General features: G+C 67.1%; 20 protein-coding genes and 1 pseudogene. 8 read left to right on the top strand and 13 right to left on the bottom strand.

All coding sequences use genetic code 11. The features are described from left to right. Positions 1 to 18 precede the first annotated feature (18 nt). The gene (locus ACWIYF_RS19780) at positions 19 to 828 is read left to right on the top strand and encodes an HpcH/HpaI aldolase family protein (RefSeq protein ID WP_448624533.1); all 810 of its coding nucleotides are present in this window, start codon (positions 19 to 21) and stop codon (positions 826 to 828) included. Positions 829 to 903: 75 nt separating this feature from the next. Here ACWIYF_RS19780 and ACWIYF_RS19775 read toward each other — a convergent pair whose 3' ends face one another. Next, positions 904 to 1,521, bottom strand: coding sequence for a transposase (locus ACWIYF_RS19775; RefSeq protein ID WP_448628776.1), 618 nt, complete (start codon positions 1,519 to 1,521; stop codon positions 904 to 906). A gap of 11 nt (positions 1,522 to 1,532) precedes the next feature. Between ACWIYF_RS19775 and ACWIYF_RS19770 the strand changes: the two genes are divergently transcribed. The 7 genes from ACWIYF_RS19770 to ACWIYF_RS19740 all read left to right on the top strand — a co-directional run bounded on the left by ACWIYF_RS19770 (position 1,533) and on the right by ACWIYF_RS19740 (position 8,991). Next, complete coding sequence (locus tag ACWIYF_RS19770) at positions 1,533 to 1,733, top strand: hypothetical protein (protein WP_448624532.1); 201 nt, start codon at positions 1,533 to 1,535, stop codon at positions 1,731 to 1,733. Between the two features lie 247 nt (positions 1,734 to 1,980). After that, on the top strand, positions 1,981 to 2,487 hold the full coding sequence (locus tag ACWIYF_RS19765) for a cupin domain-containing protein (protein ID WP_448624531.1): 507 nt from the start codon (positions 1,981 to 1,983) through the stop codon (positions 2,485 to 2,487). 620 nt (positions 2,488 to 3,107) lie between these two features. Beyond that, positions 3,108 to 3,260 (top strand): zinc-binding dehydrogenase, encoded by a 153-nt coding sequence (locus tag ACWIYF_RS19760; RefSeq protein ID WP_448624530.1) that lies wholly within the window; start codon positions 3,108 to 3,110, stop codon positions 3,258 to 3,260. 46 nt (positions 3,261 to 3,306) lie between these two features. Then, a complete protein-coding gene (locus tag ACWIYF_RS19755; RefSeq protein WP_448624529.1) occupies positions 3,307 to 3,981 on the top strand; it encodes an SDR family oxidoreductase in 675 nt (224 codons plus the stop codon). 1,339 nt (positions 3,982 to 5,320) lie between these two features. Beyond that, entirely contained in the window at positions 5,321 to 7,006 is a 1,686-nt protein-coding gene (locus ACWIYF_RS19750) for a CocE/NonD family hydrolase (protein ID WP_448628775.1), read from the top strand. A gap of 440 nt (positions 7,007 to 7,446) precedes the next feature. Next, positions 7,447 to 7,737 carry a hypothetical protein gene (locus tag ACWIYF_RS19745; RefSeq protein ID WP_448624528.1) on the top strand — a complete coding sequence of 97 codons (291 nt, stop codon included), beginning with the start codon at positions 7,447 to 7,449 and terminating at the stop codon, positions 7,735 to 7,737. Between the two features lie 279 nt (positions 7,738 to 8,016). After that, the gene (locus ACWIYF_RS19740) at positions 8,017 to 8,991 is read left to right on the top strand and encodes a FadR/GntR family transcriptional regulator (RefSeq protein ID WP_448624527.1); all 975 of its coding nucleotides are present in this window, start codon (positions 8,017 to 8,019) and stop codon (positions 8,989 to 8,991) included. Here ACWIYF_RS19740 and ACWIYF_RS19735 read toward each other — a convergent pair. From ACWIYF_RS19735 to ACWIYF_RS19680, 12 genes and pseudogenes are all read right to left on the bottom strand, one after another. Continuing rightward, entirely contained in the window at positions 8,923 to 9,171 is a 249-nt protein-coding gene (locus ACWIYF_RS19735) for an MFS transporter (protein WP_448628774.1), read from the bottom strand. The genes ACWIYF_RS19740 and ACWIYF_RS19735 overlap by 69 nt on opposite strands. Positions 9,172 to 9,244: 73 nt before the next feature. Then, positions 9,245 to 9,979: pseudogene (locus tag ACWIYF_RS19730) on the bottom strand (MFS transporter); the annotation flags it as partial. Next, complete coding sequence (locus ACWIYF_RS19725; protein ID WP_448624526.1) at positions 9,951 to 10,100, bottom strand: MFS transporter; 150 nt, start codon at positions 10,098 to 10,100, stop codon at positions 9,951 to 9,953. The pseudogene ACWIYF_RS19730 and the gene ACWIYF_RS19725, both read right to left, overlap by 29 nt. 65 nt (positions 10,101 to 10,165) lie before the next feature. Further along, positions 10,166 to 11,347, bottom strand: a complete 1,182-nt coding sequence (locus ACWIYF_RS19720) for a thiolase C-terminal domain-containing protein (protein WP_448624525.1) — start codon at positions 11,345 to 11,347, stop codon at positions 10,166 to 10,168. After that, the gene (locus ACWIYF_RS19715) at positions 11,347 to 11,808 is read right to left on the bottom strand and encodes a Zn-ribbon domain-containing OB-fold protein (RefSeq protein ID WP_448624524.1); all 462 of its coding nucleotides are present in this window, start codon (positions 11,806 to 11,808) and stop codon (positions 11,347 to 11,349) included. Before ACWIYF_RS19715 ends, ACWIYF_RS19720 begins: the two co-directional genes overlap by 1 nt. Before the next feature lie 151 nt (positions 11,809 to 11,959). Beyond that, positions 11,960 to 12,172, bottom strand: coding sequence for a dodecin (locus ACWIYF_RS19710; RefSeq protein WP_448624523.1), 213 nt, complete (start codon positions 12,170 to 12,172; stop codon positions 11,960 to 11,962). 114 nt (positions 12,173 to 12,286) lie between these two features. Next, positions 12,287 to 13,639: a 3,4-dihydroxy-2-butanone-4-phosphate synthase gene (gene ribB, locus ACWIYF_RS19705; RefSeq protein ID WP_448624522.1), complete on the bottom strand. Its 1,353-nt coding sequence runs from the start codon at positions 13,637 to 13,639 to the stop codon at positions 12,287 to 12,289. A 293-nt stretch (positions 13,640 to 13,932) separates the two neighbouring features. Further along, the gene (gene fdxA, locus ACWIYF_RS19700) at positions 13,933 to 14,259 is read right to left on the bottom strand and encodes a ferredoxin (RefSeq protein WP_448624521.1); all 327 of its coding nucleotides are present in this window, start codon (positions 14,257 to 14,259) and stop codon (positions 13,933 to 13,935) included. 79 nt (positions 14,260 to 14,338) lie between these two features. Next, positions 14,339 to 14,560: a hypothetical protein gene (locus ACWIYF_RS19695; RefSeq protein ID WP_448624520.1), complete on the bottom strand. Its 222-nt coding sequence runs from the start codon at positions 14,558 to 14,560 to the stop codon at positions 14,339 to 14,341. 68 nt (positions 14,561 to 14,628) lie between these two features. After that, a complete protein-coding gene (locus tag ACWIYF_RS19690; RefSeq protein WP_448624519.1) occupies positions 14,629 to 14,862 on the bottom strand; it encodes a hypothetical protein in 234 nt (77 codons plus the stop codon). Between the two features lie 35 nt (positions 14,863 to 14,897). Then, entirely contained in the window at positions 14,898 to 15,980 is a 1,083-nt protein-coding gene (locus ACWIYF_RS19685) for a 2-oxoacid:ferredoxin oxidoreductase subunit beta (RefSeq protein ID WP_448624518.1), read from the bottom strand. Continuing rightward, entirely contained in the window at positions 15,977 to 17,857 is a 1,881-nt protein-coding gene (locus ACWIYF_RS19680) for a 2-oxoacid:acceptor oxidoreductase subunit alpha (RefSeq protein WP_448624517.1), read from the bottom strand. The genes ACWIYF_RS19685 and ACWIYF_RS19680 overlap by 4 nt, the downstream gene beginning before the upstream one ends. Positions 17,858 to 18,148 lie beyond the last annotated feature (291 nt).

Below are 18,148 nucleotides of genomic sequence, written 5' to 3'. Positions count from 1 at the left end.
GATACTAAGGACATCGCTATGGGCACGTACAAGGTCAGCATTCCGGCGCGGGACCGGATCAGCGCGCTGATTCGGGAAGGAGTCCGGCCCACCGGGGTCTTCGCGACGCTCTTCGACCCGGCCGTGACGGACATCCTGGGATCTGTTGGATTTCATTTCGTGATTGTAGATAGCGAACACACTCCCATGGAACCGAAAGATGCCCTTGGTCACGTGCGGGCGGCAACATCGCGTGGCATGCTTTCATTTGCGCGGCTCCCCGACAGCTTGCCGACCACGATTCGGAGGTTCATGGACGTCGGCGTCGACGGAATCATTCTTCCCCATATGGAGACAGCTGAGCAGATGGCCGCAGCCGTCTCTGTATCGCGATTCTCGCCCGAGGGGAGTAGAGGTTCCGGGCCTGGATCCTACATGGCCGGCTACTCTTCCGTGCCGGAGTGGGAGGACATCAAAGCCTGGGCGACCAGGAATACGATGATGATCCCCCAGATCGAGTCCAGGAGGGGGCTCCAGAATGTGGAAGAGATTTGCGCCGTCGATGGCGTCGGAGCCGTCATCTTCGGACCGGGGGACCTTGCTCAGGACCTGGGTCTCTCGCTGATGGAGATGAACTCGCCCACCATCCGCGAGGCATGGGAGCGAACGAAGGCGGCTGCCGCCGCGAATGGTCTGTGGACGATGACTCCATGGGTACACGGTGGAAAGCAGACGCCCAACGCCGGTGCGGACATCGTTTTCCACCACTACGACGTCTACTTCATGAGGGAGTCCGCTCAGTCGGCGTTCGACGCGTGCATGGCCGAGACCCGCGAGAAAGACATGTAAGGGGTCGGTCTCACGCAGCAATTGCCGCTTCGAGGAACCCAGCGGTGAACGCTGCCGATGTGTACTGGGCGGATTTCATGGGCGTCGCAACACCACGATTTTGGGGACGTGTGCATGGGCAGGCCAGCGGGGCAGCAGGAGTGCACGGGCGGGGCAGCGATGGAGTCCCCGGGCGAGGCCGTCGCTACTACGCAATGTCGAGAGGCTGACGCGATGATCCGCGTATGGCGAGACTGCGCGGCGCTGAGCGCTACGAGGCTTCGTCGAGCGTGACGCGGTAGCCCATGGCTCCAAGCTGGTGGATGGCCCGCTGCCTGGCTCTGTCTGGTCAACGTTGGGTGTGGTAGTCGGCTCCGGGATCTTCGTAGAGGGTGCCGGCGACTCCCATGTGCCAGATCGCGACGAGCAGCGCGTTTGGAGGCGACGTTGGCCTTCTGTGGTCCGCGGCGGGTTGCGATCCTTCTGCTTTCGCGTTGAGGTGGGTGCCAGCCGTTCGGGCGATCGACATGGCCGAGCCCCGAGAGCCCTCTGGGGATAGGGGTTGCCCGAACGGGTCCGGTTGAATTCCACCTTGCTTGCGAGCTCGTTGAGCCCCGGGGTCGTGCCGGCCCAGGAGGCGAGGTGCTTTCCGGTCGGGAAACTCATGTCGGTGCCCGTCTCGGCCACAACGACGTCGGCTGTGACGGTGCCGATCCGGGGGGATCGTGCAGATCCAGGTCGCGGAAGCCATGAAAGGCACCATCATTGCCTCGATCCGTTCGGTCAGCTGGTTGATTACTACGGGCGTTCTGATCGATGAGGTCGAGGTGAACCCTGGCAAGGAACGCGTGGTGCTCGTTGACGCGGCCGACCAGCGCTTCCGTGAGCTGCGGGATCTTGACCTGCATCCGGCACTGGCCAGATGAGCCATCGCACACCAGCCGGGCACGCCGAGCAGCTCCGACCACCCGTCCTCGACAAGTCCATCGGTGGCTTCAGATCGCACCGAGACCCGTCGCCCGCAACCGCCTCGGCCCCGAAGCTTCGCGGACTACGGTGCGCCCCGAAGGCGGCGCCGTTCTGCTCAACTGTAGAGCGCCTAATAGACTCCGGAGTCCTCGCGATCGCATGCGTCTCAGGCGACGCCGATCGTCCCGGCACGATGGAGAAGCCATGTCATTTCCTAACCCACAGGACTGGAACCTTGTTGTGGCAAGGCTGAATGAAGTCGGCGAGCCGGACTTCTTCGTCGGCGCAAAGCCCGAGGCGGTACTCGACCTGCCCGGCGTTGTCCAGGGCGCCTGGTACTGGCGAGCAGACAACGGGCACTCGAGAGAGACGCCCGGAGGCGTACCGAAGATCTTCGATATAGCAGGCCCGAACGGATCCACTTTCGGTGTGACGCGTTTCCTCGCGAACTCAGCCGGAAAGCTCGACATGGCATCCGCTGGGATCACAGTGGAAGCCGGCCAGGACGGTGACGCCGCGATGCACGCAAGCGATACCATCGACTACAACATCGTGCTGTGCGGCAAGATCGATCTGGAACTGCCCGGCGGCAAGGTTCACACGCTTGTCCCCGGGGATCTCCTCGTCGACGCGGGCGTCCCGCACGCCTGGAAGAACCACTACGACGAGGACTGCGTCTTCCTTGTCGTGAACATCGGTTTCAACAGCTGAGGATCCTCTCATCAGGGGGGTCAGCGTCGGCCACCGCGCTTCTCCCTCCCGCGTGTCGCATCATCTTTGACTCAGACGCTACAAGGCTCTTGGGCTCGTTCTACCGATCGACTTTGAGGGATTGAGCCTTTCCCGCTACCGGGAAAGGATCACTGGGTCCAGGGCCAGGATCGAATGGACACCAGCGTGCCTGGCGCCCTGAACAGCAAGATGCCGACGCCCACCGCGCCGGCATATACCGCGGACCCTCAACCAGTGGGGACACCGCAGCTGATCAGAGCGGCAGCCCTCCAGGGCGCACGATCGACCTGAAGCGCGTCCGGCAGCGCGGACCGCGCGGATCGTTGTGCAGCTGGACGAGCACCTCGCTCAGGTCCAGCAGCTGCGCGGCATGACCGTCATGGAACTCATGCGGTCGACTCAAGCGGACAGCCCCACCCTGCGCTCTGAGCAGCATCGGTCGTGCGTCCACGAGGAGCAGATGAACAGTGCGGACATGGGTGGCATGCGCATCTGCGTAGGATGCGCGGGGAGCTGATCGTCGGACGACTGATGCAGAAGCGGGCCAGCGCGATGGCCGCGGCCCGACGCCCGCATCTGGTCGAGGAGAAGGCGCCGGTGTGCGTAGACGTCGAGGACCACGTGTGGCTGCTAATGGGGAAAACGCGGTCCGGCCGGTCATCCACAGCACGCTGCCTCTGACGCAGGCTGACGCGGCCCACCGAATGCTGGAGCCGAGCAAGCACATCGGAACGATCGTGCTGTTCACCTGACGGGCCCAGCCGCACGAGACCGGCGCACGGATGACGAGGAGAGAGAATGGATCAGGCCAAGGCAGACGACAAAGGTTCGGTGATCATCGTCGGAGCCGGGCCGGGCGTCAGCGGGTCACTCGCCCGCCTGTGGGCCGACGCCGGGCACCCCGTCGGGCTCGCCGGAACCGAGCAGGACCAGCTCGCCGTCCTGGCTGATGACCTCGGAGCCCGGGGTGCGAGGGTGCGCACCGTTACGGTCGATGTCACCGACGACGGTGCCGCGCGGACGGCGCTGGGCCAGCTGGCCACCGAGCTCGGTCCGGTCGCCGTCCTTCATTTCAATCCCAGCATTTTCCGGGCGGCTGACCCGCTCACCCTGAGCGTCCCCGATCTGCTTGCCGACGTCGCCCTCGGCGTCGGCGCCCTTCTGACCGCACTCCAGGCCCTCCGGCCGTCCCTGCGCCCAGGCGCGCGGGTTACCGCAACCGGGTCGATGGCAGCGGACGAGCCCTCGAGCGGCGCCGCCTCGCTCGGGGTCCAGAAGGCAGGCCTGCGGAACCTGGTGAAGAGCATCGACGGCGCCCTGGCGGAGCAGGGCATCAGGGCGGTCTCGGTCACCGTCCGCGGTGTGCTGGGCCGAGAGGGCCCGTTCACCCCGGACCGGGTTGCCGCGGCGATCTTCGCGGCCGCCCATCAGGACCCGGCGCAGTGGCGGACCGAGGTCGATTACACCGGCTGACCGAGGTCTGATGCTCGTCGTACGACGCTGGTCCCCGGCACGCTGCGGCGGACGTGCTCGGCACCCGGCTCGGCCAGCGCGCGTCGGCGAGGGGGACATCGAGCAGCACGAGGTCAGCCCGGTCACTGCCCCTCGGGCAGCGCGCCGGTACGCCCGGCTCGTCCGCCGGACCCCAGTGATCGTGCAGGCCCGCCAGCGCAAGGACCTGCTCCTCGGCACCGACAACCAGCCCCGCCCCAGGCGTCGTTCGGCGAGCCGCACCGGCGATGATCCGTCACGTATTGACCTCGCCGAACGGTGCGTCACTCGACGCCACGTCAGACTCCCGAGAACCACGAGGCTGGTACAGGGGTAGGGGTACGGGAGCGCGGCCGCCTCGACATCTCTCAGATGCCACTCGCCCCGTGAGCGCAGGAAGGCCGACTGGGTGACCACTCGGAGTCCCCGCCGCGCCAGAGCGCACAGTGTTGGCCTCGAGGAGCGGGGCCGTCTCTTCGGCCGTCCCGAACAGCAGGCGTGAGGTGCCCGCACCGCGCTTGGTGGGCACCGACACCAGCTCGCCGTCGCGCGGCCGTGGCGCCGGCGGCGAAGGCCTCCTCGGTGACACCTCGCCCTCATCCCAGGCACGGCGCGCAGGACTCCCCGGGACTACTGCAGGCCCAGAGCGCGGCGAGAAGCGCCTGGGCTCGCCGACGGTGCCACGTGACGAGGTTGCCCAGGCGATCGCGGCCGAGAGCAACGGCGACCGCGATCCCGGAGTGCCGTGCCCGATCGCGGCACGGTGCGTGCGTCGCACGAGCCGCAGCCCCTCGCTCCTGGCGCAGCCCGGGTGCTGCGGCAGGGGCGAGGGGTAGAGCGCGCCACCGGCCCATGTTCGCCGCCCGCGTCGGCGGTGCGGGGGTCGGGCGGGTGTCCGGGACCGGTGCTGGACGTCGCAGCTGTGTTGCGTTACGGTCAAATCGTCATGATGATCTGAGTCACGGGGCGGGCGGTCTCGTGGCCGTCCGGCCGACTGTCGCGCCGGGAAGGGAGGCGTGGCAGGCCCAGATCGTGATTCCGCAGAGATGGCGCCGGCCCCCGTCGACATGACCGGCCTGCCCGCCACCTTCTGGTCGTCCTCCGCACGGACCTTCGATCACGATGGCCATTGCGCGGTTGTGGGCGAGATGCAGTCCGTACCCGCCTCTGGACAGCACTCTGAGCTGGACGCTCTTTCCGTCAGTCGGTCAGGGCCTTCAGCGCCGCATTCGGTGAAGACACGTGAAAGGAATTGTTCGCAGTGAGCCGGACAGAGGACGTGTTCAGGAGCCTGGTCGTCGAGCGGGACGTCGAGGTCCCGATGCGAGACGGGACGACTCTCAGGGCGGACGTTTACAGACCGGGGGAGGGGCGCTGGCCGGTCCTGCTCAAGCGAACGCCCTACGACAAGAACATGCCATTCGGGACCCTGGTCGATCTCGACCAGATCTCGGCGGTGATAAAAGGTTTCGCAGTCGTGATCCAAGATGTGCGGGGCCGGGCGAGCTCGGAAGGGCAGCACCAACCGTTCGTCGAGCGCGACGACGGCTACGACACCGTCGAGTGGTGCGCGGCACAGCCGTGGTGCAACGGCGACGTCGGGATGTTCGGTAGCTCGTATCACGGGGCGACCGCGATGGCGGCAGCTTCGGCGCGGCCTCCTCACCTGCGCGTCATCAGTCCGATCCAGGCCAGTTCGGACTACTACGAGGGTCGGTCGTACTTCGGTGGTGCGTTTGAGCTGGGCGCCCTGTTGACGATCTCGCTGGGAACGACGGCCTACGGTTCGTTCCGCTTCGCTGACCTCGACAGCAGTGAGCTCGGTCGCCTTCGCGCCGAGATCGAAGAAGTCCTCGCCAATCTGCCGCAGGCGGCTCTCGATCTCCCTTTGAGGAACCAGTTGGGTCGGCCCGACGGTGCCCTGGCTGTCCTGACGCCGTGGTTCATGGACTGGGTCGAGAAGGCGACGCCTGATGATCCCTACTGGGAGGCGATCTCACTCGAGAATCGGTACGCCGATATCGATGTGCCGGCTCTGCACGTCACGAGTTGGTTCGATCAGTTCCACGTCGGTACGCTCAGGAACTACCAGGGGCTTCGCAGAGGGGCAGCCACCGACGCCGCCCGGGACGGCCAATACCTCATTATTGGTCCGTGGAACCACTATCCCCCCAGAACCGGTGGCCAGGGGAGTATCCGCGTCGGGGACGTGGACTTCGGCCGCCAGTCAAAGCTCTATCTCGACGGCGTGCAGCTCGGCTGGTTCCGGAAGCAACTCGAGGGCGACGACCGTGCATTTCGTCAGCGCAAGCGGGTGAAGCTGTTCGTGATGGGTCGAAACGTCTGGCGTGACGAAGACGACTGGCCACTCGCCCGAGCAGTCGAAACGCCGCTCTTCATGCGTAGGGCCGACGACTCGGGGCGCCTGGAATGGGCCCAGTTGCACGAGCAGCAGACCGCCTCTTACGAATACGATCCGATGAATCCTGTGCCCACCACCGGCGGTGCGCACTTGGTGCTGGACTCGGCGGTGCTGCAAGGACCAGTAATCCAGAATGCCATTGAGGCGCGCGATGACGTCCTGACGTTCACATCGGATCCGGTGGAGCAGGATCTGGAAGTGACGGGCTGGGTGAACGCCGATCTCCGAGTGTCCTCCAGCGCGGTTTCGACTGACTTCACGGTTCGACTGTGCGACGTTCATCCCGACGGCAAGTCCTTGAGCGTCTGCGACGGTATCCGTCGGGTTCGTTGTGAGCCGGATGCCGGCTTGGCCGTCAGGGTGGCGCTCGGCGCGACGTCCTACGTCTTCTTGAAGGGGCATCGGATTCGCGTCCAAGTGTCGAGTAGTAACAGCCCACGGTTCGACGTGAACCTGAATACCGGCGGGCGGGCTTGGGACAGCGACGAGGTCGTCAAGGCTCGCCAGCAGGTGCACTTCGGTGGCTCGGACGGCAGTCGCATCGTGTTGCCGGTCGTGCCGGCTGCATCGGACGCCTCGATGTGACGCTCCTCGAGCTGACAGGGCAGCTGGGTGGCAGGTCGGAGTGCCGCACGCGCCTCCGGCATGCGCGTCCAGTGGCTCGAGGCAGGGTGTGGCAGGCCCGGCGGCCGGTGCGGTCTCGCACGCCGATCGAGCCGGACGTCCGAACCCTCAGGATGGCTCGATCTTCGATGGGCGTTTCATGCCTACCGCGCTGCCGGACAGCCCGACGTCGTCATCTCCACATGATCCGCAGATCCGAAGAGGACGCCTGACATGGAATCGATCGACGCTGGTCTCCTGATCCTGTGCCTGGCCATGGGTCTCGTGATGCCGGCGTACGGCGGCAACCACATGTGGGGCGGCGGGGAGGTGCACGGCACCGCTCGGTAGTTCGAGAGTCTGGGATGAGGCCAGGTTGGCTGCACGCATGGACGGCGTCGGTCCCCTAGGTGGGGGCAGGTGTGCTGCTGCTCGGTCTGCTGACGCCCTTGGTCGGTGCGGTGGTCGTGGAGGTCATGGCAGTTGCGCGGGGCACGAACCACCGCAGCGACGGCTTCTTCATCTTCCGGCCCGGCGAGAGCTGCGAGTGCGTCATGACCAGCACCGCCGCCGGTCTGTTCCCCTGCACTGCAGGGGCGGGCAGCTTGTCGCTCGAGCACGCACTCAGCCTCGACGTATTCGGCTGGCCCGCACCCCTCGGCTGCGTAGCCGTCGGCGTGGGGCGAACCGGCGCGCTGCTCATCAGGTCTTGAAGGCCGGCCTCGAGGCAGCCATGAGACCGGTCGTGCGGTGGCGGCCATCGGACACCGCTCAGCTGCCGCCCGAGCGTGCGGGCGTCGAAGCCCTTCCGCCCAGCGCGCGCACGTCGTCCGGGTCTGCAACGGAGATCGTTGCAGCGGCGAGTGCGAGCAGATGCAGGGCGTGGTCGTCGTGCCGACCGGGCAGCAACGCCCGCCGAGTCCTTCGGCTGCCGTCCCCAGACCGCCGGCCCTCCCCCCGCCGGCTCCGATGGCCCATGGGGTCCCCCAGAGATGGGGTCCGTCGATTGGCAGATGCGGCGTCATCCCCAGGCCTTCAGCCCCGACGGGGCTCTGGCACTCGTCAAGTCGACCACGAGCCGAGGGCTGGGCCTCGACGCGGTCGCAGTCAACCAACGGGGCTGTCCCGTCCATGACAGGAGAGTGAGGGCAAGGATGACGAGGAAGAAGCAGACCGGCGCGCGCATCGCGACGTCGGAAAGTCCGGTGAAGGGCATCCCGATTGCCGCCGGAGGTTCGGTTCTCCGGCCGCTCAAGGCCGCGGAGGTCGTGGCTCGGGACGTCGTGCGCAGCATCACCGCCGCCGGGCTCCAGCCTGGGGACAGCCTGCCCTTGGAAGCCCAGATGCTCCAGCAGTACGGCGTCAGCCGCGAGTCCCTGCGCGAGGGGCTGCGACTCCTGGAGGTCCAGGGGATGATCAGCATCCGTCGTGGCCCCGGCGGCGGCCCGGTGGTCGGCACCGTCGACTCCGCCAATCTGGGCCGGATGGAGGCGCTGTTCTTCCACCTCGCGGGGGCGACGTATGACGAGCTGTTCGAGGCGTGGGTGTTCGCGGAGTCGACGCTCGCCCGGATGGCCGCGAGGAATCCCGACGCTGCGCTGCGCGAGCAGGTGATGGCCCCGTATCTGTCCGGTGACGTCGAGGCGGACGAGCACGTCGACCTCGACGTCTACGTGACCGGCCATGAGGGTTTCCACGGTGCGGTGTCCGGGCTGGCCGGCAACCGGGTCTTCCAGCTCACGTTCCGCGCGTACGGTCAGTTGGTCGCACACCGCCTCTCCACCGTCGGGGACGTCCGCAAGCTCCACAAGCTGCTGGTCGAGGACCACCTCAAGGTCGCTCAGGCCATCGTCGACGGCGACGGCGAGGCCGCCTCGACACTCATGGACGAGCACCTCTCAGAGGGCATCGGCATCAACCGGGGCGAACTTGGCTCCCTGCTCGAGGGACCGGTCGGCTGGCTGTGACCGCGAGCCCGTCGCCTGCGAGGCCGCGAAGACCATGTTGAATGTGGACAGACCGCGGGCGCGCACCCATTGGGGCAAGAGCACCCGCAACGCCCCGCTGACGCCCATGAGCACCCACAGCCACGCCATGCCGCCAGGTACCAGGAGCACCGCGACCACGGCCAGGACCGGGACCGTCACGCAAGCTACGAGCGAGACGGCGAAGAGCACCGTCGACAGGACCAGCAGCCGATTGGCCCGGCAGCTGGGAAGTCAGGCGCGGCAGCACCGCGGCGCCGGCAACCGCACCCGCCCCGAGGCTACCGAGCAGCACGCCGAAGCCCGTGGAACCGCTGGAGAGCAGCTCGGAGGCAACCAGCGGCAACAACGCCCACATCGCGGCGCCAGGCAGCACGAAGAGGAAGACCCGCAGCAGCCACCGGCGCACGGCGGGCGAGTTGCGCACGTATCGCCCACCCGCCCGCATGGCGCTCGCGAACCGCTCGGGCGGCATGCCGGTCGGGACCGGTGGACGGCGCACGACACCCAGCACGACGAGGAAGGCGAAAGCCGACACGGCCGTGAACCCGAACACGACGGCCGGCGCGGATTGGGACAACAACGCCCCTGCCAGCGCCGGACCGACGGCTCTCGCTCCGTTCACGGCCACGCCACCGAGCGCGGCCACCATCCGCACCTGCTCGCGCGGCACGAACGACTGGATCAGGGCCTGGTAGGCGGGCAGGGACGCGGTCATGCACGTACCGAGCAGGAAGGTGAAGAAGAGCAGCAGCGCGGGCGGCATCAGATCCACGGCCGTCAGGATGCTGAGCGAGCTACCTACGACCAGTTGGAAGAGCTGCACGCCGATGAGCAGCCTGCGCCGGTCGAGGATGTCGGCCAGCGCACCGGCCGGAAGGGCGAAAAGCAACATCGGCAGGATCGACGCCACCTGGACGAGCGCGACCAGGGCCGACGAGTCAGGTTCGTATCCGCAACCACTGCGCACCCGCAGTCTGCATCCAGATGCCCAGCATGCTGACCAACTGCGCCAGCCACATCGCCGTGAACGCACGCACGCGCAGCGGCGCCCACAACGACGTCACTTGTGCGGCGGGCGTGTCACTCATCGCGCCCTCCTAGAAAGCCCGCGCAGCCATGAGCGTTGCCATGGGTAGCAGCACGAGCAGTCGCGCTACTTCGACAGGAGCAATGTTGTAGCCATCGGACCACCCCCGGCGCAGACCAGGCTCACCTCGGCGCCCGGGACTTGTCTTGGGCCGCACTCTCCCCGCAGTTGCTGCACTGCCTCGGCGACTTTTCCGAAGCCGTGGAGGCGCCCGCCCCCGAGTTGGCCACCGTCAGTACAGATGGGCATTGCGCTTCCCAGCCGGCCGTTTCCCTCCCGGAGCCAATCGCCCACGTCGCGTTGGTCGACAAAGCCCATGTCCTGCAACCAGGCGAGGGCGAGCGTGGAGAAACCGTCGTATACCTGAGCGACATCCACATCAGCCGGCTTCAGATCAGTCCCAGCCCAGAGCTGCTCAGCGGCGTAGCGCGACCCCATGTGACTCATGTCCGGCCAGATGTCGAAGTCGATGGTCGGTCCTGTGGCGTGACCCATGCTGCGGATGATTGCGGGCGCAGCGCGCAGATCTGGCGCTCGCTCGGCCTGAGTAAGGACGACGGCGACGGCACCGTCTACCGGCATATCGCAATCCAGGATCCGCAAAGGGCTGGAGATCAGATCTGAGGAGAGGTAATCGTCCATCGTAAGAGGGCTTCCGCGCCATACAGCCCGGGGATTCAGCTGCGCATGCTCTCGGGTGAGCAGCACCAGTTCACCTCGGTCTTCATCCGACACGCCGAATTCATGGGCTTGGCGCTGAGCCCAGAGTGCGAAACGCGGCGCACCGGCCGGCACTCCATAAGGTGCCTTGAAAGCCTGATCGCCCGTGGCGTGATTGCCGCTCGCGCCCGTTCCCCCTGCAACATAGAACCGTTGCTCCTGCCGTAGATGCGCGCGGAAGCACACGACGGTCGATGCTGCGCCAGCGACGATGGCATACGCTGCCCCGACAATTGACGACAGCTGTGCAGGTCCAGCGCCATAGGCCTGCCAGAACCTGGTGTTCTTCATGCCAAGCGCTCTGTGCATATATGCAATGGACGGCCCTTCGAAGGCGCTGGAGATCCGGTCGGGCCACACGGAGATGCCGTCCACGTCGTCGATCGTGAGGCCCGCGTCCGCCAGGGCGTTCTTGCACGCCTCGACTGCCAGCGACCCTTCACTCCGCCCCGTACTACGCGCAATCTGGCTGTACCCCACGCCGGCCAGGGCGACCTTGCCGTCGACAGCGTTGGTCCTGGAAGGCACTAAGGCTCCTCTGGCGTGAAGAACGCGAGAACGGCGTCCGAACTGACCTGTTGAAAGACAACCCGTACGCGCTGATTCACGCGAACGTCACCGATCTTCACGTCAACCAAATTCGTGAGCATTCTAAGATCGGCTTGCTCGTCCATCTGGACGATGGCGACGATGAATGGCGGCTTGATCCCAGGTGCGAATTCTCGATTCACTACCGTAAATGAGTAGACGATTCCGGTCCCAGCGAGCTGGTGTTGACCTAGATCCGTACCCGAGCACCTGGGGCAACCGGCCACTGGCGGATGGATCAGATAGGAGCAGGTATTGCAAGCCGATACCAGCAGTCGCCGCTCACTCAGGCCGGACCAATAGAACGCGGAATCCCGATCTGGAACAGGCACAGGACCTGTCCAAGTCGAAAGGCTTGGAGCAGCGACGAAAGTGTCCGACAAGGATTCGATGGTCGTCATGACTGTCCGCGCGCTGACTGAACTGTGCCCATGCTGGACCCTTCCTTGCTCGGGATTACGGGAAGAATGGTCCGTGAGCCAGAGCGGCCCTCTGCAGAAACAGCGTGGTGTGCGACGCCGGCTCTCACCGCCTCAACACGAGGCCGTTCGGCTACCGATCCTCGATGCGGAACCCCAGCTTCAGCTTCACCTGGAAGTACGCGACATCGCCGTCGACCACGTGCCCCCGGATCTCTCCCGTCTCGAACCACTCGATGTGGCGCACGGTCTGCGCCGCTTGTCGGATGGCCGTCCGGATGGCGTCCTCGACGCTGGTCCTGCTGCTACCGACGATCTCGCTGAGGCCGTATACGTGGTCACTCATCCATTGCTCCTATCTGGGCAGACACTGTCCTGCATCACCCTGTGGGGGACGCAGTCCTCGGTGGAGATCTCCAGGAGCCCTGCTCGGGCATGACTCTGGCAGGGGTGGCCCCGTTCATCCGAGTCCCGGAACCGCATCGTCGGGGCGGCTCCACGTGGGGAGGGGCAGTCTGCCCGCCCTGAGGGGCGGGTCACCGGTGACCACCTCCACGAGGTGGTGTCCCGTCCGGTCCCGCTTCGTCCCGAGAGACCGGACGTTTTCCCGAGGTGCCCCGACGGTGAGGGGTAGCCGTGCAGACACGTGAATGCCGTGACGACTCATGGCCGCCACCTCGGCGGGGTTGTTCGTGAGCAGTCGTATCCTCGGGGCGGCGAGGTCGGTCAGGATGTCGGCAGCCGCCTGGCGGTGTCTGGCGTCGACGGGTAGTCCCTGTTCGGTGCCCGCCTCGACGGTGTCGAGTCCTTGGTCCTGCTGGGAACAGGCCATCAGTGTGGCGAGCAGACCAGTCCCTCTTCCCTCGCGGCCACGCAGATAAATCACCACGCCGCGCCCCGCGGTTGCGATCTTCTCGATGCACGCATCCAGCTGCGGGCCGCAGTCGCAGCGGCTCGAGCCCAGGGACTCACCGGTCAGGCATTCAGAATGGATCCTGACCAGAACGTCGTCCCCGTCGGGAATGTGTCCGTCTGCGTCCAGTCCGGCGACCAGTGCGAGGTGTTCGGTCCCAGACTGCCGGTCAACGTAGCCCACGGCGGTGAGCACTCCGTGACGAGTCGGCATCCGGGTGGAGACCACCCGACGGACGATTCCTTCCTCCCGAAGGCGGTGGTCGCGGAGGTCCTGGATCGAGATCATCGCCAGGTGGTGCTCGTCGGCGAACGCCCGGCAGCTGTCGGCACGCCGCATGCTGCCGTCGTCCTCGACCATCTCGGCGATCACGCCGGCCGGCTGCCGACCGGCCAGCCGGGCCAGGTCCACAGCCGCCTCGGTGTGCCCCGGGCGAACCAGGACGCCACCTTCCCTCGCCCGCAGGGGGAGAAGATGACCCGGTCGGGTCAGGTCCCCGGGCTCAGTTCGCGGATCGGCCAGCAGCCGCGCCGTGCGGGCTCGGTCCCGCGCAGAGATGCCCGTCGTGACACCGGATCTCGCATCGACGCTGACCGCGAAGGCGGTCTGCATCCCGTCCTCGTTCTCGTGCACCATGGCTGGGATGCCCAGGCGGTCCAGAACCGCTCCGGTCATCGGCAGGCACACCAGACCTGACGTGTGCCGGACGATGAAGGCCATCCACTCCGGGGTCACGGCATCCGCGGCCATGATCAGGTCGCTCTCGTTCTCGCGGTCCTCGTCATCCACGACGATCACCGGGCGACCCGCAGCAATCTCCGCGAGCGCCGCCTCCACGGTGTCGAGCGACACCCGCGGGGCGGGCGCTGGGAGATCAAGGGATCCATTTTCGACGAGCATGGCCGGCTCCGTCCGGGTCGGGCCTGAGCCACGGTGGGGCGGCACCGTCCCGGGCTGCGCACGAGGCGCGTTCACAGGCGTGTGAGCTGCCTCCCCTCCGGACGGGGACGGTCGGTTGTGGAGTTTCACGGCGACATCGTATTCATCATGATCTTTCCTTTGCAACCCACCGCTGCCGCCCCGGGAACTGCTTGACGGACTAATGGTCGAAATGCTGCGAGTCGTGCAGGCCCGGCCCCGCCGCAAGCGGGACGAACACCGGTCCGTAGGCGCCAGGAAACCGTCGTCTCCGATCAGTGACTCGCGCTCCGCGGGGGGAGAGCGGTGACCATCGGATGATCACGGCCGATCCGGCCGATCTTGGCTGCGCCTCCTGGGGTGCCGAGCGCCGAGAAGAACTCGGCGTTGGCACCCTGGAAGTCGCTCCACTTGTCCGGGAGGTCCGTGTCGTAGTAGATGGCCTCCACCGGGCAGACCGGCTCGCAGGCGCCACAGTCGACGCACTCGTCCGGATGGATGTACAGCATCCGATCACCCTCGTAGATGCAATCCACAGGGCACTCGTCGATGCACCGTTTGTCGAGGACATCGACGCACGGCTCGGCGATGACGTATGGCATGACGGCTCCTTCTTCGACAGCGGGACCGCCCCCTGGTGCGTGCGGCGCCGCGGACTGCTGACGAGCAGATCTGGACCGGTCAGCGGATCTCCTGATCGCCATCCGGGGGTCCGGCCACCTCCCTGAGGTGAGGGTGGGTGTACGGCTGCTTGAGTTCGATCTCGTCCCCGGGGACGAGGATGACCGTCGATCCGGCGGGAGGCAGGGCCCGGCCATCGGTCGGGAGCACCCGGGCGTCACGGCCGACTTCCAGGTCCGAGAAGACCTCCGGCCAGGGGGAGATATGGCGATACCGGGGCACGACAGCTCCGATCGAGATGGGGTGGAACGACCGCAGGGGCTCACGCCCCTGATCGCCGGCGGGAGTCCTCATCGCCGCCTGCGTTCTTCGTCCCGGCCGGTGGTCGGTTCCGGGTCGACGAGCCTGAGCCGACCGCCGTGAGGCTTGTACGTGAACATCTGGAGCGACCCTGCCGGGGGGTCCTCCACCACCACGACGCGCTCGCGGTTGATCCGGACGCTCACGACCTCGTCCGCCGTGTGTCCCAGCTCCCGGCAGAGCCACTGGAACAGGTCCGCAGAAACGGAACCCTCCTCGGACACGTCGGCTCCTCTCACTCTCTCGCTCCAGCGAGCGCTCAACCGTGCGGGAGCTGCACGACGCCGCCCTGGACAGCCCACGTGTCGCTGCCGTGCAGGAGGGAGTGCAGGTCGGCGGTCCCGGCCTGTACCGCTTGCTGCACCTGGGCTCGTGCGAGGTCGTCGTACGTGGGCCGTTGCACCTGCCGCAGCACGCCGAAGACGGCGTGCTGCAGGTCCTGGTCGGACAGCCGGGACAGCGCGAACGCGAGCTCGGTGTCGGTGGCGTCGTGGACGACGACGTCCTCCGGCGCGACCTCCGCGGTCGGCGCCACGGCCAGCCCGAAGCCCTTCCGGACGACGGCATAGCCGCCCTCGTTGCCGAAAAGGATCGGCTCGCCGTGCCGCACGGTGATCACCCGCGACTCGGACTGGTCGGGCTTGCGCAACACGTCGAAGGAGCCGTCGTTGAAGATCGGGCAGTCCTGGTAGATCTCGACCAACGAGGCGCCGCGGTGCCGCGTCGCGGCATCGAGCACCTCCGTCAGGCCGGCTCGGTCGGAGTCCATCGCCCGCCCCACGAACGTCGCCTCGGCGCCGAGCGCCAGCGACACCGGGTTGAACGGGTGGTCCAGCGAGCCCAGCGGCGTGGACTTGGTGACCTTCCCGACCTCGGAGGTGGGCGAGTACTGGCCCTTGGTCAGCCCGTAGATCCGGTTGTTGAACAGCAGGATCGTCAGGTTCACGTTGCGGCGCAGCGCATGGATCAGGTGGTTGCCGCCGATCGACAGGGCATCGCCGTCCCCAGTCACCACGAACACCGACAGGTCCGGGCGGGAGACGGCCAGCCCGGTCGCGATCGCGGGCGCGCGGCCGTGGATCGAGTGCATGCCGTAGGTGTCCAGGTAGTACGGGAACCGGGAGGAGCACCCGATGCCCGACACGAAGACGATGTTCTCCCGCTTGATGTGCAGCGTCGGCAGGAACGAGCGGACGGCGGCCAGCACCGCGTAGTCACCGCAACCGGGGCACCACCGCACCTCCTGGTCGCTGGTGAAGTCCTTTGCCCGCTGCACCTCGTCCTCAGTGGGCACGCGGTCCAGTCCGCCGAGCACCGGCAGCCCCAGGTCGATCGCGGTCATGCCAACACCCCTTCCTTCGTCATCAGCGGTGCCAGGAGCTCGGCGAGCTCGGCTGCTCCGAACGGCATGCCGGCGACCTTGGTGATCGACTCGACGGGGACGCAGAACCGTCCCTGGAGCAGGAAGGCCAACTGGCCCAGGTTCATCTCGGGGACGACGACCTTCCGGTACCGGCCCAGTACGTCCGCGGTGTTGGCCGGGAACGGGTTGAGGTGCCGTAGGTGCGCCTGCGCCACCGAGTGCCCGCGAGCTCGCAGCCGGCGGACCGCGGCGCCGATCGGGCCGTAGGTCGAGCCCCAGCCGAGGACGAGGACGTCGGCGTCGCCGTCCGGGTCCTCGACCTCCAGGTCGGGCACCGTGACGCCGTCGATCTTGGCCTGGCGCACCCGCACCATGAACTCGTGATTGGCCGGGTCGTAGGAGATGTTGCCGGTGCCGTCGGCCTTCTCCAGCCCGCCGATGCGGTGCGCTAGCCCGGGTGTGCCGGGGACCGCCCACGGGACCGCGAGGGTGTCGGAGTCGCGCAGGTAGGGCAGGAAGCTGCCGTCCGGGCCGTTCGGCTCGGTGGCGAACCGCACCGGCGTTTCGGGCAGGTCACCGTCCTCGGGCAGCCTCCACGGCTCGGAGCCGTTGGCGATCGCTCCGTCGGAGAGCAGCAGAACCGGCGTCTGGTACGTGACTGCGATCCGGACGGCGTCCAGCGCGGCGTCGAAGGCGTCGGACGGGGACCGCGGCGCCACGATCGGCAGCGGAGCCTCACCGTTGCGGCCGAACATCGCCTGCAGCAGGTCCGACTGCTCGGTCTTCGTCGGCAGGCCGGTGGAGGGGCCGCCGCGCTGCACGTCGACGACCAGCAGCGGCAACTCCGTCATCACCGCCAACCCGATCGCCTCGGACTTCAGCGAGATGCCGGGGCCCGACGTCGTCGTCACCCCCAGTGCGCCGCCGTAGGCCGCGCCGATCGCCGCACCCACGCCGGCGATCTCGTCCTCGGCCTGGAACGTCGTCACGCCGAACCGCTTGAGCTTCGACAGCTCGTGCAGGATGTCCGAGGCGGGCGTGATCGGGTAGCTGCCGAGGAAGACGGGCAGCCCGAACCTCCGGCCGGACGCCACGATGCCGTAGGCGAGTGCGGTATTGCCGGTGATCTGCCGATAGGTGCCGTCCGGCAGCGCGGCCGGCGCGACCTCGTAGGTCACCGCGAACGACTCGGTCGTCTCGGCGTAGGCGTGCCCGGTGCGGAAGGCCACGATGTTGGCCTCGGCGATCTCCGGGCGCTTCGCGAACTTGTCTCGCAGCCATCGTTCGGTGCCCTCGGTCGGCCGCGAGTACATCCACGACAGCAGGCCCAGGGCGAACATGTTCTTGCTGCGCTCGGCCTCCTTCTTGCCGATGCCCAACGGGGCCAGCGCGGCGGTGGTCAACGAGGTCATCGCCACCCGGTGCACCGTGTACGACGCCAGCGAGCCATCCTCGAGCGGGTCGACCTCGAAACCGACCTTGGCCAGATTCCGCTTCGTGAACTCGTCGGTGTCCACGATCAGCACTCCGCCGGCCGGCAGATCGGCCAGGTTCGCCTTCAGCGCGGCCGGGTTCATCGCCACCAGCACGTCCGGCCGGTCACCCGGGGTCAGGATGTCGTAGTCGGCAAAGTGCAGCTGGAAGCTCGAGACACCGGCCAACGTGCCGTGCGGCGCGCGGATCTCCGCAGGGAAATTCGGCAGCGTCGACAGGTCGTTGCCGAACGCCGCCGCCTCCGCCGTGAACCGGTCACCGGTCAGCTGCATGCCGTCACCGGAGTCGCCGGCGAACCTGATGACGACGCGGGACTGCCTTCGCGGCGATCCGGCGACCGGTGCGGATTCGAGTGAAGCCATCACGTACCTCCTGCGGTGAACGGGCTGTGCCGCGCCCCGGCTCACACGCCCAGGGGGCGCATGGCGCAGTCGAGACCGCTACTCGATGTCGTGCGGCTCATCGCGTCGTCGTCACATCATCCGGGGCGGACCGGTGGGCCACGAACCCGGCGGTGATGCTGGAGATCCTCATGAGGATCTGCCGTGACGCACGTTACCTTCGGCGCGACTCGGCCGTCAAGCGGTCGTGGGGAGGGTTGTGGCTCGCACTGGAAAGTCATGAGGAAAACGATGTCACCGTCGTACGCTGCC

It is taken from the genome of Geodermatophilus sp. URMC 64 (assembly GCF_053502555.1).
Note: the sequence above shows the minus strand (reverse complement) of the source record. Positions and strands in the feature narration are given on the sequence as shown.

Coding starts and splice junctions, on each gene's coding strand:
- ACWIYF_RS19755 (WP_448624529.1), top strand. CDS start 3,307: ATGGATCAGGCCAAGGCAGACGACAAAGGTTCGGTGATCATCGTCGGA.
- ACWIYF_RS19715 (WP_448624524.1), bottom strand. CDS start 11,808: ATGACGACCATCGAATCCTTGTCGGACACTTTCGTCGCTGCTCCAAGC.
- ACWIYF_RS19780 (WP_448624533.1), top strand. CDS start 19: ATGGGCACGTACAAGGTCAGCATTCCGGCGCGGGACCGGATCAGCGCG.
- ACWIYF_RS19750 (WP_448628775.1), top strand. CDS start 5,321: ATGCGAGACGGGACGACTCTCAGGGCGGACGTTTACAGACCGGGGGAG.
- ACWIYF_RS19680 (WP_448624517.1), bottom strand. CDS start 17,857: ATGGCTTCACTCGAATCCGCACCGGTCGCCGGATCGCCGCGAAGGCAG.
- fdxA (WP_448624521.1), bottom strand. CDS start 14,259: ATGCCATACGTCATCGCCGAGCCGTGCGTCGATGTCCTCGACAAACGG.
- ACWIYF_RS19765 (WP_448624531.1), top strand. CDS start 1,981: ATGTCATTTCCTAACCCACAGGACTGGAACCTTGTTGTGGCAAGGCTG.
- ACWIYF_RS19725 (WP_448624526.1), bottom strand. CDS start 10,100: ATGAGTGACACGCCCGCCGCACAAGTGACGTCGTTGTGGGCGCCGCTG.
- ACWIYF_RS19710 (WP_448624523.1), bottom strand. CDS start 12,172: ATGAGTGACCACGTATACGGCCTCAGCGAGATCGTCGGTAGCAGCAGG.
- ACWIYF_RS19740 (WP_448624527.1), top strand. CDS start 8,017: ATGGGGTCCGTCGATTGGCAGATGCGGCGTCATCCCCAGGCCTTCAGC.
- ACWIYF_RS19685 (WP_448624518.1), bottom strand. CDS start 15,980: ATGACCGCGATCGACCTGGGGCTGCCGGTGCTCGGCGGACTGGACCGC.
- ribB (WP_448624522.1), bottom strand. CDS start 13,639: ATGCTCGTCGAAAATGGATCCCTTGATCTCCCAGCGCCCGCCCCGCGG.